The organism is Pseudomonas sp. R9.37 (assembly GCF_963878885.1).
GTDB lineage: Bacteria > Pseudomonadota > Gammaproteobacteria > Pseudomonadales > Pseudomonadaceae > Aquipseudomonas.
Window position 1 is genome coordinate 43352 of the sequence record NZ_CAWNZA010000004.1, and the last position, 17064, is coordinate 60415.

A 17064-nucleotide genomic window follows, 5' to 3' on the forward strand; every position below is an offset into this window, starting at 1 on the left:
GCCCGATGAAAACCTGGATGACCCTGGGCCGCGTCTCCAACCTGCCCACGGTATGGACCAACACCCTCGCTGCGGCCCTGCTCGCCAGCAGCGCCGGCGCCCTGGCACCGCCGTCGTCGCTGGTGTGGGGGCTGCTGCTGATCACGCTGTCGTTGCTGTACCTGGCCGGCATGCTGTTGAACGACTGGCTCGACGCCGACTGGGACCGGCAACACCACAACCCGCGTCCGATCACGCTGGGTTTGGCCAGCCGGCAACAAGTCGGCCTGGCCACGGCGCTGCTGCTGATACTCGCCGCCGCAGCGGTGCTGGGCCTGAGCCGCTTGATCGACGAGCCGCATTGGCTGCTTGGCAGCGTGGTGCTGTTGGTGGGCTGCATCGTCGGCTACAACCTGCTGCACAAGAAATACGCCCACAGCGTGTGGCTGATGGGCGCCTGTCGCTCGGCGCTGTACCTCACGGCGGCGGCCAGCCTGGCGGTGCCGCCGGAGCCGATCTGGCTGTGCGCGATTCTGCTCGGCGTGTACATCAGCGGCCTGACCTACCTGGCGCGCCAGGAACACCGCAACCAGCTGATCAGCCGCTTGCCATTGCTGCTGATGCTCAGCCCATTGGCCCTGGCTTTCTACTCCAACACGCTGTGGTTTTGGCCGGTGCTGCTGCTGTGGCTGGGCTGGCTGGGCTGGCATTACCGCAAGCACCTGGCCAACCCGCAACACCGGCAAGTCAGGGCGTTTATCGGTGCAGGGCTGGCCGCCCTGCCGCTGTTTGACGCACTGGTTTTGGCGGTGGCCAACCAACCGATGGGCAGCCTGTTGTGTGTGGTGGTGTTTTTCCTGCTTCCCCACTTCCAGCGTTGGATCAAGCCGACATGAACATGCACCAGGATGGCCTCGCCGCACACCTTCAAGCCCTGACCCAGCAACTGACCGCCGCCCAACGGGAGTGGTGGCAGCAGGCGCAGGCGCAGCTCGCCCAGCAACCCAGCGCCACCCTGGCGGCGTTGTTGAGCGGCCAATGCAAGCGCCTGCTGCCCGCGTCGGCCGTGGAGTTGGCACGTGCACTGGTGCTGGCCAAAGCACTCGAACACACCCCGGTAACCGAGCAGGTACCGCTGCTGCGTCAGCTGTTCCTGTGGGGTGACGACCAGGAAAAAATCGCCCTGCTGGGTGCCCTCGACTGGCTCGACAGCGACGGCCTTTGCGTGGCGCTGGCCCTGCAGGCCGGGCGCACCAGCAACCCGCAGGTATTCGCCGCCCTCGCCCTTGACACGGCCTACCCGTCACGCCATTACCCGGAGCGCGCCTTTCACCAGTTGGTACTCAAAGCGCTCGGCATGGGCCTCGACGTGGGGCGCGTGGTGGGGCTCACGCAGCGCCAGGGCGTCACGCTCAACCAGCTGGCCCTTGACCTGCTCGATGAACAGCTCGCGGCCGAGCGCACCGTGTCCCCAGGGCTGCCCACCGTCATCGCCTTTGACCTGCTCAGCGCCGCGCAACGCCAGCGCCTGCGAAGCCTGAGCCTGCCGCCGCAATGGCGCGCCTACCTGAACTGACACCGCACAACGCCGCCCTGCCCTTGACGAGGATTCACCATGCTCAAGTACTTCGATCCGCATATTCATATGGTCAGCCGCACCACCGACGACTACCAGAACATGGCCGCCGCCGGCATCACCGGCGTGATCGAACCGGCGTTCTGGCAGGGCCAGGCACGCACCAGTGTCGGCAGTTTCGTCGACTACTTTGACACGCTGCTCGGCTGGGAACGCTTTCGCGCGAGCATGTTTGGCATTCATCACTTCTGCACCATCGGCCTTAACCCCAAAGAAGCGAATGACCTGTCGATCGCCAATGAAGTGCTGCAGATTCTGCCGCGCTACCTGGTCAAGGACGGCGTGGTGGCAGTGGGCGAAATCGGCTATGACGACATCACCCCTGAAGAGGACCGCTTTCTGGCCGCGCAGCTGGAACTGGCCAAGCAATTCAACCTGCCGGTGCTGGTGCACACGCCGCACCGCGACAAGATCGGCGGCACCAAACGCACCCTCGCGGTGATCCGTGAAGTGGGCATCGCCGAGCACCTGGTGATCATCGACCACCTCAACGAACTGACCTTGCCGCTGGTGCTCGACAGCGAGTGCTGGCGCGGCCATTCCATCTACCCCAACACCAAGATGTCGGAGCAGCGCATGGTCGCGCTGCTCAAGGAATACGGCACCGAAAAAATGGTGGTCAACAGCGCGGCGGATTGGGGCATCAGCGACCCACTCAAAGTGCCCAAGACCGGCCAGGCGATGTTGGCCGCAGGCTTCACGGAAGCCCAGGTCGAACAGGTGCTGTTCCATAACCCGGTGGACTTTTTTGCCCAAAGTGGCCAGCTCGACAAGGCGCTGGTGAGCACGCCACTGCCCATCGACCAGCGCAAGCAATGGCAGGAAAACTCGGCCCTGCGCGGCCAGGAACCGGTGGTCAAATGAGTGCCGGCAGCGGCTGGACGGCCGCCCAACTCGGGTATTGCAGCAATGTGCACCCGACGCGCGACCTGGCCGGGTTACGGGCCTCGATCAAGCAGGATTTTCAAGGCGTGCGCAATTTGCGCGGGCTGCAGCAACAGGACAGCGGCCTGTGGATTTGCGCTCACGCGGCGGCGCAGCTGCAGCAGGAATCGGCGCGCGTGCAGTTCCTGGCATTGCTCAAGCACAGCGGCCTGCGCTTGACCTCGCTGAACGGTTTTCCCTATGGCGAATTTCATCAGGGCGCCGTCAAAGCCGACGTCTACCTGCCCAATTGGGCCGACCCGCAACGCCTGGCCTACAGCCTGGACCTGGCGCGCCTCCTCGCCCATGCCTTGCCAAACGACTGCCGCCACGGCGTGATCTCCACGGTACCGCTGGGCTATGCCGCCACCTGGACGCCGGCATTGCAGGCGCGCGCCGACGAGCAACTGAGCCAACTCACCGCCGCACTCGCCCACCTGCATTGGGAAACCGGCAAGAAAATCGTGTTCTGCCTGGAGATGGAACCGGACTGCGTGCTGGAAAACACCGAGCAGGCCATCGCGTTTTTCCAGCGCCGGCGCGCCATGGACCCCAACCATGCCTACTTGGCGTTGTGCTTCGATGTGTGCCATCAGGCGGTGATGTTCGAAGACTGCTACCAGTCGCTGGAACGGCTGCGCGCGGCCGAGGTGCCGGTGGGCAAGATCCAGCTGTCCAACGCGATGATTTGCCGCTTGCCATCGGACGACGCCAGCCGGCGCGAACACGTGCTCACAACCCTGAGCACCTTCGCCGAACTCACGTACTTGCATCAGGTGAAAGCGCTCACGGCCCAGGGCCATCGAGTGGCCTGGCCAGACCTGCCGGCCGCCCTGAAGGACTGCGCCGGGTTCGGCGAACTGCGCATCCACTTCCACATCCCGCTGTTCAGCGACCACCTGTTGCTGCCCGAACTCAGCGGCAGCCAGATTGCCCTGGCGCAGACCTTCGACTACCTGGCGGCGCATGCCGATGTGCGCCCGGTGCTGGAGGTGGAAACCTACAGCTGGGGCGTGCTGCCCGTTGAATTGCGGCCCGCTACCGAGGCCGCTCAATTGGCCGGCATCGCCGCTGAGCTGCGCTGGGTCGAAGAGCAACTGCGCCAGCGCAACCTGTTGCACGTGCAGGAGGCCTACGCCGATGCCCTCTGAACAACCGCTGCTGTTGATCAATGTGGTCGGGCTCACGCCCTCGCTGTTGGGCGAAGCGACGCCGCACATCAACTCCCTGCTCAAGACCGCCAAGATGGCCAGCCTGCAACCGGTGTTCCCCGCCGTAACCTCGACGGTGCAGGCCTCGATCCTCACTGGCGCACCGCCGTCGCAGCACGGGATTGTCGGCAATGGCTGGTACTTTCGCGATCAGGCCGAGGTGCGTTTCTGGCTGCAACCCAATGGGTTGATCCAGGGCGAAAAGGTCTGGCACACGCTCAAGCGCGAGCTCCCGGGCTTTCGCTGCAGCCAGTTGTTCTGGTGGTACAACATGTACGCCGACGTGGACGCCGCCATCACCCCGCGCCCGCATTACCCGGCCGATGGGCGCAAACAGTTCGGGCTGTATTCGTCACCGCCCGGGCTGCATGAGCAGATCGAGGCGCAGATTGGCGAGTTCCCTTTCCATGGCTTCTGGGGGCCGGCGGCGGGCATTGCATCAAGCCGCTGGATCGTCGACTGCGCAATGGCCGAGTTCCAGATCAATCGCCCTCACCTGCAATTGATCTACTTGCCTCACCTCGACTACAGCTTGCAGCGCGTGGGGCCTGAACATCCCTCGATTGCCGATGAAGTACGCGCCATCGACGCCGAGGTGGGGCGCCTGCTGGCCTTCGCCGAGGCGCAGGGGGCGGCGGTGATGGTGCTGTCCGAGTACGGCATCGAAGCGGTCGAGCAGTCGGTGTCGATCAACCGCGTGCTGCGCGCCGAAGGCCTGTTGCAGGTGCGCCAATCCTTGAGCTGGGAACTGCTCGACCCGGGCGCCAGTGCGGCGTTTGCGGTGGCCGATCATCAGGTTGCGCACATCTACGTAAAGCAGGCAAAGAACATTGCGCGGATCAAAGCCTTGCTGCAGCGCCAGCCCGGTATCGAGCAGGTGCTCGATAACGCCGAGCAACGCGCCTGGCAGCTTGATCACCCGCGCAGCGGCGAGCTGGTGGCCGTGGCCGCCGCGGGTTACTGGTTCGATTACTACTACTGGCTGGATGAGCGCAAGGCGCCGGACTTTGCGCGCACCGTGGACATCCACCGCAAGCCTGGCTACGACCCGGTCGAGCTGTTCATCGACCCGGCGATTCGCTTCCCCAAACTGAAAATGGCGCGCCGCCTGCTGCAAAAAAAGCTCGGCTTTCGCTACTACATGGACCTGATCCCGCTGGACACCACGCTGGTGCGTGGCAGCCACGGGCGCCTGCCCAGCAGTGCACAGACCGGCCCATTGCTGATCACCAATTGCGATCTGGCGTTGCCGCAGCAGCTTGCGGCGACGGCAGTCAAGCAACTGCTCCTGGAACACTTCCTGGGGCGCCCACACCTCGAACTGGCCAATGCCAAGGAGCTTCCATGCGGCGAGCCTTATCTATCACTGTCCTGAGTGCACTGGCCGGATTGGCCCAGGCCCAAGGCGCAAACACGGCCTTCGACTGCACGGATTTTCTGCAGTTTGGCGGCAATATCGACAAGACGCGAACCACCTTCACCCAAAGCCCCGAGACCCTGGCCTGGAACTGGTTTGTCTGCCTCAACCAACCGGCTGCGGCACAAAGCCCTGATCGGGCCTGGGAAACCATGAAGCCTTCAGACCAGGTTTACCTGGCCAATGGCACGCAACCCCTGCCCTACGCCCAGCGCACACCCGTGCCCGCCGCGGTGCTGACGCAAGCCCAGGCGATGGGCATGAACGTCAATCGTCTGTTCCACAACCTCAACGCCACGCAACAGGTGGACGGGTTGATCCTGGAAATGGGCGGCCAGGTGCCGCAAGCCCAGCAAGGCCAGGCGGTGCGGTTTCAGCTGCTGATGGGCCCGGACACCTTCAACTACATCGTGCAGCAGAAGGTCTACAACGTGAATGGCCAGGCCGCATTGACCAGCGACCTCAATTTTCCCTCCACGGCCTGGGAACTGAAGGCCGCCTGGCTGTGGATCGGCAACAACCCGACCTACCAGCAGCAGTTGGCCAACGATGGCTACTACATCGCCCAGACCTACTACCAGCAAGGCACTGAGTACGTGGTGGGCTATGCCGCGTTGAGCGGCTTGCATGTGATCAACAAATTGAACCCCGACTGGGTGTGGACCACCTTCGAAAACCGCAACAACAGCAAGTACACCGTGACCAACGCGATCCCGCCCACGCCGATGACCAACAGCACCGGGCCGACCGCGGCGGCGCAACCGGTCAATACGAGTTTTCAGGCGAGCAACCCGACACTGGCGCAATACGAGTTGATCGGCGTGCAGTCCAATACCACGCCTACCCTGCTCGCCAACTCCCAATTGGAATCGGCGTTCCAGAACCAGTCGTCGTGTTTCGCCTGCCACGGCACCGCCGCGTATTCGCCGACCAAGGGCTACTTCAACTTCGCCCTCAAACAAGACGGCGGCATCGTCTACCCCACCGCTGCACTGCCGGCTTCCGACTTTGTCGGGTATCACAAACTGGACTTTGTCTGGTCGCTCAAACGCGCCCAGTGGCAACGCTAAGGAGCCTCACATGAGCGTATTGAATTTCCCGCGTATCTACCTGGGCGGCCATATGTTCTGGAACCCGCCGACCGCCAACAACAACGACATGTACCCGCTCTACGATGCGGTCAAAATGCAGATGAACTGGCGGTTCCTGGAAGCCTTCAAGATCACGCCGCTGAACGCCGCCAGCCAATTGCTGCCCTGGACCATCGCGCCGCTGGCGCCGGCCGCCGTGCCGGACTACGTGATGCAGGTGCCGGGCAATGCCGGGCAGTTGGCATCCCCCATGATTCCCGGCGAATGGAACCTGTTCGGCGATAACGCCTGCGGCACCGTGAGCTACAACCAGACCCAGTCGGTGATCACCGGCGGCGAGTTGCCCGACGGTGGTTACGTCAGCCAGGACCCGCTGATCAATCAAAGTTATCAGTTGCTCGGCAATCCGTTTGGCGGCGCGCCGACGTCGCCGGCACGGTTTGTCGACGTGAGCCCGTGGCAGAATACCTTCACCGCGCTGTACTTCGACAAGCTGGTGCTGGGCAATGCGCAATGCGGCCTGACGCTTAACCGCGAGCACCGCATGCTCGACCGTTTCCTCAATTTCAATTGGGCCAACCTCGGCGGCCTGGCGTACGTGACCACCACCTGGCAGACCTGCTTTCCGAAGGAAAACCTGGCGTGGGTGATCGGCAACTCGGCGTTGCTGCAAAACCTGCAGGCGCAGATGGCGCAACAAAACGCCAAGGGGCTGATGTTCCGCTTTACCACCTACCTGACCTGCTACGACAAGAACGGCATCTTCAACAACTACCCACCCATCGACACCCACAGCTCCACGCCCGAGGCCCAGGCCAAGGTACAGGCCATGTATCAGCAGGCGCTGGATAACGTCGGCGATATTTTCTTCAACCCGGCCTATAGCCGTACCGTGGGCAGCCTGGGGTTGTGGTTAGAGGACGAATTCCCCACCGCGCCGGCCGGCAGGCGCCTGGTGCCGGCCGCCAAGGTGGCGATCTACAAAACCTCACCGGGCACCACCAGCCAGGTCCAACTGGGCGTGATCTCGGCCCAGGCCCATGGCAATACCTTGTCGCTGGACCTGGGTAACGCCTTTCCGTTCTACCCAATCGACAGCAAGGCCGACATCCCGGTCGCGGCCAAGTACCAGGCCGGCGACTACCAGATCGGCATCCGCCAAGGCACGCAATTCAGCCCGTTGGCCAGCTTTGGCTATGACGATTACCAGCAATTGGCGTTCGACAAGCGCGCCGGCATCCTCGACCTGGCCCTCACCGTCGAGGCCCAGGCGCAGCTGCAATCCGGCACGCTGGAGCTGCAACAGCAAGGCACCACGCCGATCATCGCCGCGACCCAGCAATTGTGGACCGCCGAGGTGGTAGAGAGCGCCAGCTTTATCGACGTGGGCGACACCAAGACGTTGCAGGTGATGGTGCAATACGACGGCCAGCCCGCACCGGCCGGCACCACGTTGTGGGTGGCCGAATACGGCAATGCCTACATGCTGTGCACCACCGATTACTACCTGGCGTTCAGTAACGCAGCGGACTTTTCTCTGTTCAACAACGACCCGCAGAACCCGACCAACAACAGCCCCTGCCTGCCGCAATTTGCCGGGGCGAAGACCCTGGCCGGCCAGATCACCGAAGGCACGGGCCGCCAGCTCATGGCAACCCGGCTGGCGGTGCCCGCCGATCAAACCGTGCCGGTGACCTACCAGCAATTTCTGCCGACGCCCGCCGCTGTCGCCCTGAGCCCGACGCTGACGTTCGCCAACCCGATCACCCTGCAACGCACGTTGCAAGACCCGCTGAACAGCCCGGTGCAATTTAGCCTGACCAAGATCCAGACCGACGCCAACGGCATCGCCAACCTGACGGTCACGGCCCAGGCGCCGGGCTTTCCGACCTTGCGTTTCTTTGTCCAGGACGGTCAGCAGGAACCGGAGATCCCCTTCAGCTTTCCGCTCAACCAGGCCTTTACCGATTTTCTCGCGCCGCTGCGTGTGCTGCCGCTGGAACCGCAAATGCAGCAGGATTTCGTCAACGCCTGGAACCTGATTTATCAGCGTGAAAATGCCGGCCAGCTGATCTGGGAGACCTTCATCTACCCATTCATCCTGCGGCCGTTCTATTACCTCTACCCGATCATGAGCAAGTACATGCCGCTCAATAACCTGACGCGCATCGAGGGCGCGGTCGACCAACTGATCGTGTTGATCAGCAAGGCCTATCAGGAGGAAAGCACGCTGGCGATGCCCATCACGCGGGACATGCCGCAAAGCCGTCGCGCGGTGCTGGAACTGTGGGCGCAGGCGTTGGTGAAGCGTAACTACCCGCCCGTCCCGCTGAGCATGAACGACTACGCGTAAACCGCGCACAGGACCACCGGGTGACGCACCTGCCACCCGGTTTTCAAAGGAGTGTTGTATGAACGCCAGCCGCTTGAGCCGACTGTTGCTATTGCTGATGCTGCTCAGCCCCGGCGCCTTTGCCGGGGACGACAGCGGCAAGCCCCTGGCACTGGCCACGCAACTCAATTGCCAGCCGCCCACGCGCGCGCCCGCAGCCAATGCCAGCCAGGACCAGTTCGATCAATACAGCTGGCAGCTGTTTATCGCCTTGAACTGGCCGGCACAGGACGGGCAGCGCGGCACGCCCAATTGCAGCAAACAACCCGGCGACCCCGGCTACACCGTGTGGCAGACCTACAAGACCGTCAGCGAAATTTTCCTGCCGGGGGCCGCCAACCCCGGGCCGTGGAATAGCCCGCTGATTGCCAGAAGCCTGGGCATCATCAACATCGCAGCGCTGAAAAACAGCTCACTGGTCAACTCCATCGACCAGGCGGTGGGCGGCTGGTTGATCGATCAGGCAGGCAACCCGACCTACTACGATATCTCGGCCAACCAAGCGTCCTACAACTACATCGTCGGCAATAACTTCTACAACGCGAATGTGGTGTCCAGGGCCAACACCATCAACTTCCCCAATGGCGTGATCGAGGTCAAATCCAGCTGGCGCGTGCTCACCGCCCGTGACAATGCCAGCCATTACCTCACGCAGTTTGCCCGCGTCGCGCAGTTCAACAGCCAGGGGCAGCGCATCGGCGTCGGCGAGGCGTACCTGGGCCTGGTGGGCTTGCACATCATCACCAAGGTCAATGGCTACCCGCAGTGGATCTGGTCCACCTTCGAGCAGGTCGAAAACGTGCCGCCCAAAGCCAAAGTCAACGGCCAATGGGTCGATCAACCGGCGCCCGGCACCGCCTATTCCTACTTCAATGCGGCCGCGCCCGCCGCCGCGCTGAACCAGTCGCCCTGCAATTGGCAAACACAAGGCACCCAGCTGGTCTGCGTGCCCAAGCCCGGCACCACGTTCCAGACGCCCAACCCGCTGAAACGCGTGACGCCCATCGCGGATGTGACGAACTGGGTGAACAACAACTACCGCAACGATCCGGGCCTGCAACGCAGCGTGTTGAAGTACTACCAGTTGATCACCACCCAGCGCCCGCTGATGCCGAACAACCCAGGCAATCCGCTGGGCCAGCCGACCCCGGCGCTGTCGGCCAACGTGACCATGGAAAGCTATATCCAGCCCACCAGCAGTTGCATGAACTGCCACTCGATGGCGACACCGGTGAAGAGCCCGTTCAAGTCCGACTTCTCCTACCTGTTCAAATTTGCCAACAGCCCCATCACCCCACACGCCACGGGCAAGGAATAGACCATGAGCATCCTCAACGGACCACGACTGAATTTCTGGGGCGGCATCCGCACGGACGTGAGCTTGCCGAACAACTCGCCGACCATTCCTTTCAATGGCAACAAGCAATGGCCACTCTTCGACCTGACCACTTCGACCGTGGCACCCGGCGCGCAGCCTTACACCGACGACCAGTTGAACAGCATGATCAACGCGCCCGCCGGCAACTACTACACCGCCGGCGGCTGGAACCACTACGGCCAGCACGTGGTGGACCTGCAGAACGCCTTGATCAGTTCCCAGGGCAGCCCCGGCAACATCAGTACAACGGGTGACCAGGTCGGTCAGCCGGTGTACCTGCTCGGGTCAGTAGACCCGGTGAGCGGCCAGGCACCGGTGTCCGGGCCGATGATGGTGGATCTGGACCCCAGCGCCACGACCACTACACAGATTTTTGTCGGCGGCCTGCAAATCGGCAGCAACGACAATATCCAGCTGCTGATTCGCTGCAATGCGGTGTGCAGCAGTTTCGACGTGACCGGGCGCGTGCTCGAGCCGGCAAAGATGGACGCTCCGGGGTCGTTCCATGCCAGCGGCACGTTCCAGCTGACGTTCCCGCTGAGCAGCATCGTCAGCTGGAACCCGAACAGCAGCGGCCTCAAGGCGATCATCCAGGCGCCGGGCGCGACGGGCATCGTCCTGCGTTTCGTGATGTTCGAGATGTGCCCGCAGATGACCACTGCGCAGCTCGATGCCGATTATGCTGCCGGCAAATACACGCCCAACCCGAGCATCGGCCGGGTCATCGGTACGCTGGCCCCGGCCTTTGCCGGCGAGCCGCTGAGCTGCCAGCCGGGACGGCGATTGATCAATGCGGCCACGAACAACGCCGCCTACGCGGCGCTGGGCAATAACGGGCTGTTGAGCCTGGACATGGTCAACGTGATTCCCAAGCAAACCTTCCGCGCGGTACGGGACGACATCACCAGCCCGATCGGGCCGAATGCGAATTATGGGCCGGTGACCATTTCGGCCGGTGCCGCGCCGCTGATCACCCTCAACCCGACTGCCAGCCCACTGGTCAATTACTACGTGTATGGCGGCATCGTCGATGTGGCGCTGACCACCAGCCAGCAGCAGGCCGTCAGGACCACGCCGTTGGCGATCAACGCCCCTGGCCAGGTGGCCGGGACTCAGTTGCAGGCGACCGAGTCGACCTATCGGGTGTATGCGGATCAGCGCAATGTGTACCTGGAGGATTACCCCAACGGCCTGACGATCACCTTGCAGGTTCGCTACCTCGGCGGGCCGGTGCCCGGCGCCACCACGATCAGCCTGGCAGCGAGCCCACCGGGCGTCTACGAGCAGAAGCAGTACACGGACTTTCTCAACTTTCCGCCCTCGCTGACCGTGAATGCGGGCCAACAGACGGTGAGTTTCCCCGTGACGCTCACATCCGGCAGCGCCGCCCAGGCGGGCTTCGTGGCCCTGACCTACACGGCCAATGGCGTGGACAACGGCGCCTTTTTCACCAACTTTCGAAAATACGCTCAGACAGACTTTGGCATCGCCAGGGGCAGCGTCATTACCTGGCAACAGGTGTACCCGAATGTGCTGCGCTTTCACTACCTGGCGTTCCCCGCCATGTCGCGCTACGTGCCGTTGAACCAGCCTGACGCGATCATGGGCGCGAAGAACGCCATCCTCGCGCGCACCTCGGACGCCTACAAAGGCACCACGTTGTTCATGCCGGTCGTGCGCTCGATGTCCCCCGCCCAGCGCGCACTGCTGCGGGCCTATCTCACCGGCAGCCCGTGGCAGCCACCGCAATAGGAGGCAAACGCTATGACACTCCATATTCCCGTACAGCCTATCGAAGCCCTGCGCCCGAGCAGCGTTATCGCCGAAGGCCTGCTCAACCCGCGTGGTGTGTGCCTGCAGGCCGATGGCAGCCTGTTGCTGGCCGAAGCCGGCTCAGGCTCGGCGGACCAGCCTTTGAGCAGTCGCATCAGTCGACTGCCGCCCGACCCTCTAAGGCCGGGCGCCTATCTGCCCGGCGAAGTGCTCGCTCAGGGTTTTCGCAGCATGAACCTGCAGGCGCGCATGCTGCGCGATGAAATCATGGGCCTGTCCGACATCGCCTGCGGTGACGGACGTTGCCTGGCCAGCCAGACCGATTACGTCGGCGGTTCCAGACTGCTCGATCTGCACTACAGCACGCCCGAGCCGGTGTTCCACAGCCGTGGCAACCTGAACGCGCTGTGCTACCACCCGACGCGACGCAGTTGGCTGGCGGTGAAACCGGATACCAATCAACTGGTGGAGTTCAGCCACGGTGAGCAAGAACGCGTGCTCGCGCAATTGTCCGTTCTGGATGAGGGTCAGGAGGCTGTGCCTGTCACCCTGGTGTACGAGCCGCACACAGACGCCGTGTTGATCAGCCTGTTCTCCGGGGAATTACACGGCGACCCCGCGCGCAAAGGCATCGACTTTGCCGACTACGCCGGGCAAGTGATTCGAGTTCACCCGGCCAGCGGGCAGACCGACGTGGTGATTCGCGGCCTGCAACTGCCCACCGGGCTGGCGCTGTGCCCGCAAGGCAATCTGCTGGTGCTGGAGCTGTGCAGCCATCTGCAACAACCCTTGCTGCCGAACTGGAATGGCGAGCCGCTGCACGGAGGCTTTACGCGCTTTACCGGGCGGCTGCTGCGCTGTGACCTGCACAACGCAACGGTTGAAGTGCTCGCGCGCGGTCTGGATACGCCGTCCAACCTGTGTGTGGTGCAGGACGCGGTGGTGGTGAGCGAAGGCATGGGCTTGACGGGCCGACCGCTGCCGACACCCGACGGCAGTGTGGCGCCGCTCAGTGGCAGGCTGCGGCGGGTGCAGCTATGAGCCTAAACCGCATCCTCTAACAGCAGAACGGTCGCGGGGCCGGCGCGAAAAGACGGATTGTGCCGGGCCGCTTCGACCATATGAGCGGCCACATGGTGGGCGGCCAGGGCGTCCTTCGAGGCCCACTTTTCGATCAAGACAAAACTGTCGGGGTTGCCGACCACGGGGTGCAAATCGTAGTGCAGACAGCCATGCTCGGCCCTGACCAATGGGGCCAGTTTCGCGAACGCTGCACGTTGCTCGGCGCCCTTGCCGGGCTGCGTATTGATCATGACGACAAGCCGCACTTCATCTGACATGCAAACACCACCGCAAAGGTTGGTTTAGGAAGTCGCACAGTACGTGAGCACACCAACAAGGTGCAAAAAAAGCTTAACCGAGGGGCGCGTTTCACAGGGTTTTCACAGTCGCACGCATAGGCTCAACTCAGCTCCTAAGTGAACACCTTTAAGCCCGCGCCCCCATCGTGGGCTTTTCTTTGTCTGCGATTCTGAATGCGCGGCGGTTAATCCCTTATCCATCACACGCCAGAACTCAGCGTTTACGTAGCCCATCGCTCAAACGCTTTTGCGCCCAAGCTTAAGTAAACTCACCCAGCGCGGTTTTTTGCTCCGCTTCATCCGTTGACTGAACGGCATGACTTGGCGATGACGCTGAACCCATCGCAACCCAGCGCGATAAATCAAACACGCGCATAGAAAATTTGAATTAGTCAGTTGCCCGCCCGGTCAAGAACTATGAACGCAGTAAATCTGACGAGGTAACAGTAATGACTATCCAAGCAGAGACACTCGTAGAACTGACCGAAGCGCTTCAGGAACGCGGCCTGAATCTGGTTTCAGATGTGCACTTCACCCGCGCGCCGTACCGGCAGAACCACCGCTGGACTTGCACCGTCGCGTAATGCTGCATTTTGCCGGCGGTCAGGCTTAACGGCCGACCGCTGGCACCGCTTTGATCACCCTACGTCGAGCGGCTTTCGTTGCGATTTTGTTGTTTTTTAACGCCCTTCCCGGTTTTTCGCTCGTATTGGTGATGACAGAACCAGACGACCAGAAGCAGGCCTGCCAAGCCAAAAACGAACAGCAACAGCTCTAGTGCGGGACCTTCGTGTGAAAACATTTTTCGTTCCTCATCCTGAAGTCGTGCGAACCGAAATCGATCGCACCCGAAATTATTCGTAACAATTCGAACATTTTCAGGTTAATCGCCAAAACCCCGCATGGCAACCCCGAATCGGCTTAAAACCATTGACCTAGACGGTTTGCTTGGGTGATCGCGTTCTGCAGGCAATAAAAAACCCGGCGCAGGGGCCGGGTTCGCTGACGTGAAATGATCAGTTATCAGGGTGTTCACTCGCGACTGAATCAGCCGCGTCGACATCCGACATATCTTCTTCCAACGGCGCGTCGTCATTAGGCGGCAATGGCAGCGCGTCCTCGTCTCGACGCGGATCATGGCCCGTTTCGTTGTCTGTGCCACGCGTCACGGCTTGCTGGGAAAGGTTTCCTGGCGCCTTCTCATTGATTTCCATGTTGACTCTCCGCTTCGGCGCACGGGAAATGCGCACTTAAACTTGAGAGACGGCGCAGCATTCAGAGTGCAAAGCATTAGACGAATGGTGCCAATCAATGCTTGGCATTGAGGCTCTAAGCTTGGGATGTTTACTGCCGAACGCTGGCAGAAACGCAAAAAAACCTGATGGGCCGCCGGCGATGGCCGACGCACAACGTGAAACAACTCACATTTATGCAACGCCGATATTGAAGGTCAATAATTGACCAACCTATATTTCGCTCCACCCGAGCGCTCACCTCTATACGGATATTGTTCTGCGCCAGCTCGGGTCCCCACCTGAGCGCAGGCAATCAAACAGTGAGGTTTGCCATGCGTCTTTCCAAACTCGCGCCAACCGCCGCCCTGCTCAGCCTGTTTACCCTGCCCACCCACGCTGCCGACCTGAGCGCCCTGACGGGCGCCCTGTCATCTGCCTTGGGCGGCGCCAGCAACAGCAATAGCAACACCCTCAACACGAATAACGCCTCCTGCCAGCAACAGATCCGCGACCTGCAGGCCAACATAAACGCGGCCAATGCCAAGGGTGACAGCTTGCGCGCGACAGCCTTCCAGGCGGCGCTGACGCAAACCAACAAAAGCTGCAGTAATTCCAACTACAACGCTCAGGCACAAGTGGACACCCATCCTCAACGCCAGCAAAACATGAACAAGGCCGCGGATGCCATCAATGCCATCGGTGGTTTGTTCAAGTAAGAAGAAACAATCGGAGGCTCCGGCGTCGAGCGTCTTTAAGCCCAGAAATGCAGAAGCCCCGCCTGAACGGGGCTTCTGTGTGAATCAAGCAAGAGCCTTTCTCATGCGCTTTGAAACCGCAGCAAAAGCCTTACCGGGGCTACTTGCAGCTTTGCTAAACACTTGCGACTGATCAAGTTATCGAGCACTAATTAGCGCTGAACTGTGCTCCATCACCGTCTGGCGCTCTCACTTGCGCGATATTAGCGAGCGGCAGAACCACCCGAAGTTGAAGAATTACTTCTCGGACTTGAATGATAAGTGCAGCCCTCATCCAGCTGCACCTACAGCCGCAAGCGACCTTCTTTTTATAACGTGGCACTTGCATCGACTAAGCTTCGTAGCCTTCTACCACGAAGCGTGTGGCGAATGCTTCAGCACCTAAACACACAGGCTCTTGGGCGTTGATCTTCGCGGTTTTGATTAGACTCGAATCCACGACCTGCGCTGAGGCTTTTGGCCACGCAGTCGCTAGCCCGAACGCAGGCAGATGCAAGCTTTAAATTCAGGCAAATACGTCACGGGGCAGCCCACTGTAACAGCTGCATTCAATACTATTTTTACGAATGGTGAAGGCTGTAGGCCGGTGTAATCGGGACGTTTTTGAATCACCGTTCGAAGCGGGATTGTAGGGTTGCTGCGCTTAAGTGAGCAATATTAGGCATTTTTTCTGTGGTGCTGAATTTTGCTTTTTCAATCGACTGGGGACTTTTTAAATCAAGCGCTGCGAGCCTCAACGCTCATACTCGCGACTTCATTTGAATGGCTTCGTTTGAAGTGGCTTCGAGGCTGGCAGCGAATGTTGGGTTATTCGATTACAAGTAAGACATTGGATTGGCATAGAAGAGACGAGTTCTCTCCAGGGATCTCAATGGAGATGCTGTAGCCACCTGGCTCCAACGAAGACAAATCTGCGCTGAAGGAGAACCCTGACTTCAAGAGCTTCTGATTGTTGAATGCTTTTGCCACGTCCGGGCGATCAACAACAGTATGATCCTTGAATGCGACAGGATTGCCCTTATAACCGTTCAGGCGAAGTTTGATTTCCTTCGAAGCACTTTGGTTAACGCTATCGAAAGCCCAGCCGTTGAATTGTACAACGCTGCGCGGAACGTAAATACTTGCACCGGTCTTTCCGGCGATGTTGTCAATGGCGCATTTATCAGACGGGCTATAGGTGGTTTTGGCGGCTGCCGCGTTTTCCTTGCTTCCTTCCTTTTCATTGCATCCAGTCATTGTCGCTGAAGTTATAGCGAGAAAGCTCAGTGCCGCAATCATCTTGTACATGTTTATTCCTGAGGGGCGTCAATGTGTGTAGCGTTGATTTCTTCAATATATAAATGCTTGGCAGTGCAATCGGCGCAGCTCGAAAAATGCACGACTCATAAGTGGCACAGTCTTCGTCCTTGCTGCTAAAGACATCAACCTCAGCGGTGGGATTATGTAGCGGTTGGCAGCACAGTACAAGAGTGCGGGAACGGCCTGGTGGCCGTTCTCACACTTTTTCATGGAGCCGTTGGATGGGCGGGCACTGAGAGAGAACGCGTCTATCGGGTATGACCTGCGCAGGGTGGCAACGGGGTTTTCGCTCCCTCAAGGCCCCTTGCGTTCTTGATACACGGCATCGTGATAAACAGAATGCGGGGTGCCAATGCGATGGGTGTTCGAGAGTGATGATGACAAATCTATGTTTCCCTGGAATTCCCGGATGCTATTAATCATTCATTGATCACGTTTTATACACTGTTAGTAAAATGCGGGGTTGGAGACTTAGCCCACCCTCTCTATGACGTGCGGTGCACGCCCCAGCATTCAGCGCCAGTGACGCTGGCTCGATATGGGGGTTTTCCGAGGCAGATGGTGACGGTGAATGCACGCAGGGAACTGCTAGGTACAACGCCCAACGAGTCGA

The 17064-nt window shown here is 60.7% G+C and carries 16 protein-coding genes; 12 read left to right on the forward strand and 4 right to left on the reverse strand.

The features are described from left to right. The first annotated feature begins 5 nt into the window (after positions 1-5). From AACU78_RS03235 to AACU78_RS03280, 10 genes are read left to right on the forward strand one after another with little or no spacing between them, the layout of a single operon-like run. Positions 6-875, forward strand: coding sequence for a UbiA family prenyltransferase (locus AACU78_RS03235; protein WP_106579807.1), 870 nt, complete (start codon positions 6-8; stop codon positions 873-875). Beyond that, the gene (locus AACU78_RS03240; protein WP_106579808.1) at positions 872-1555 is read left to right on the forward strand and encodes an EboA domain-containing protein; all 684 of its coding nucleotides are present in this window, start codon (positions 872-874) and stop codon (positions 1553-1555) included. The genes AACU78_RS03235 and AACU78_RS03240 overlap by 4 nt, the downstream gene beginning before the upstream one ends. Before the next feature lie 39 nt (positions 1556-1594). Beyond that, positions 1595-2479 (forward strand): TatD family hydrolase, encoded by an 885-nt coding sequence (locus AACU78_RS03245; RefSeq protein ID WP_106579809.1) that lies wholly within the window; start codon positions 1595-1597, stop codon positions 2477-2479. Further along, a complete protein-coding gene (gene eboE, locus AACU78_RS03250) occupies positions 2476-3690 on the forward strand; it encodes a metabolite traffic protein EboE (RefSeq protein ID WP_106579810.1) in 1215 nt (404 codons plus the stop codon). The genes AACU78_RS03245 and eboE overlap by 4 nt, the downstream gene beginning before the upstream one ends. Continuing rightward, entirely contained in the window at positions 3680-5125 is a 1446-nt protein-coding gene (locus AACU78_RS03255) for an alkaline phosphatase family protein (protein WP_106579811.1), read from the forward strand. The genes eboE and AACU78_RS03255 overlap by 11 nt, the downstream gene beginning before the upstream one ends. Next, positions 5095-6237 carry a hypothetical protein gene (locus AACU78_RS03260; RefSeq protein ID WP_106579812.1) on the forward strand — a complete coding sequence of 381 codons (1143 nt, stop codon included), beginning with the start codon at positions 5095-5097 and terminating at the stop codon, positions 6235-6237. The genes AACU78_RS03255 and AACU78_RS03260 overlap by 31 nt, the downstream gene beginning before the upstream one ends. A 10-nt stretch (positions 6238-6247) precedes the next feature. Further along, a complete protein-coding gene (locus AACU78_RS03265; protein WP_106579813.1) occupies positions 6248-8611 on the forward strand; it encodes a hypothetical protein in 2364 nt (787 codons plus the stop codon). A gap of 58 nt (positions 8612-8669) precedes the next feature. Then, the gene (locus AACU78_RS03270; RefSeq protein WP_106579814.1) at positions 8670-9968 is read left to right on the forward strand and encodes a hypothetical protein; all 1299 of its coding nucleotides are present in this window, start codon (positions 8670-8672) and stop codon (positions 9966-9968) included. A 3-nt stretch (positions 9969-9971) separates the two neighbouring features. Then, complete coding sequence (locus AACU78_RS03275; protein ID WP_106579815.1) at positions 9972-11780, forward strand: hypothetical protein; 1809 nt, start codon at positions 9972-9974, stop codon at positions 11778-11780. 12 nt (positions 11781-11792) lie between these two features. Further along, positions 11793-12842, forward strand: a complete 1050-nt coding sequence (locus AACU78_RS03280) for a hypothetical protein (protein WP_106579816.1) — start codon at positions 11793-11795, stop codon at positions 12840-12842. A gap of 2 nt (positions 12843-12844) precedes the next feature. Here the strand turns inward: AACU78_RS03280 and AACU78_RS03285 are convergent, their stop codons facing one another. After that, on the reverse strand, positions 12845-13141 hold the full coding sequence (locus AACU78_RS03285) for a putative quinol monooxygenase (protein WP_106579817.1): 297 nt from the start codon (positions 13139-13141) through the stop codon (positions 12845-12847). Between the two features lie 470 nt (positions 13142-13611). On the opposite strand from AACU78_RS03285, the gene AACU78_RS03290 reads away from it, so the two are divergent. After that, positions 13612-13746, forward strand: a complete 135-nt coding sequence (locus AACU78_RS03290) for a hypothetical protein (RefSeq protein WP_256587038.1) — start codon at positions 13612-13614, stop codon at positions 13744-13746. Positions 13747-13805: 59 nt separating this feature from the next. Here AACU78_RS03290 and AACU78_RS03295 read toward each other — a convergent pair whose 3' ends face one another. Beyond that, positions 13806-13964 carry a hypothetical protein gene (locus tag AACU78_RS03295; RefSeq protein ID WP_177410126.1) on the reverse strand — a complete coding sequence of 53 codons (159 nt, stop codon included), beginning with the start codon at positions 13962-13964 and terminating at the stop codon, positions 13806-13808. Positions 13965-14178: 214 nt separating this feature from the next. Further along, on the reverse strand, positions 14179-14376 hold the full coding sequence (locus AACU78_RS03300; protein WP_106579818.1) for a hypothetical protein: 198 nt from the start codon (positions 14374-14376) through the stop codon (positions 14179-14181). 353 nt (positions 14377-14729) lie between these two features. Between AACU78_RS03300 and AACU78_RS03305 the strand changes: the two genes are divergently transcribed. Beyond that, positions 14730-15113 (forward strand): DUF1090 family protein, encoded by a 384-nt coding sequence (locus AACU78_RS03305; protein ID WP_106579819.1) that lies wholly within the window; start codon positions 14730-14732, stop codon positions 15111-15113. An 846-nt stretch (positions 15114-15959) separates the two neighbouring features. Here the strand turns inward: AACU78_RS03305 and AACU78_RS03310 are convergent. After that, positions 15960-16439: a hypothetical protein gene (locus tag AACU78_RS03310; RefSeq protein ID WP_106579820.1), complete on the reverse strand. Its 480-nt coding sequence runs from the start codon at positions 16437-16439 to the stop codon at positions 15960-15962. Positions 16440-17064 lie beyond the last annotated feature (625 nt).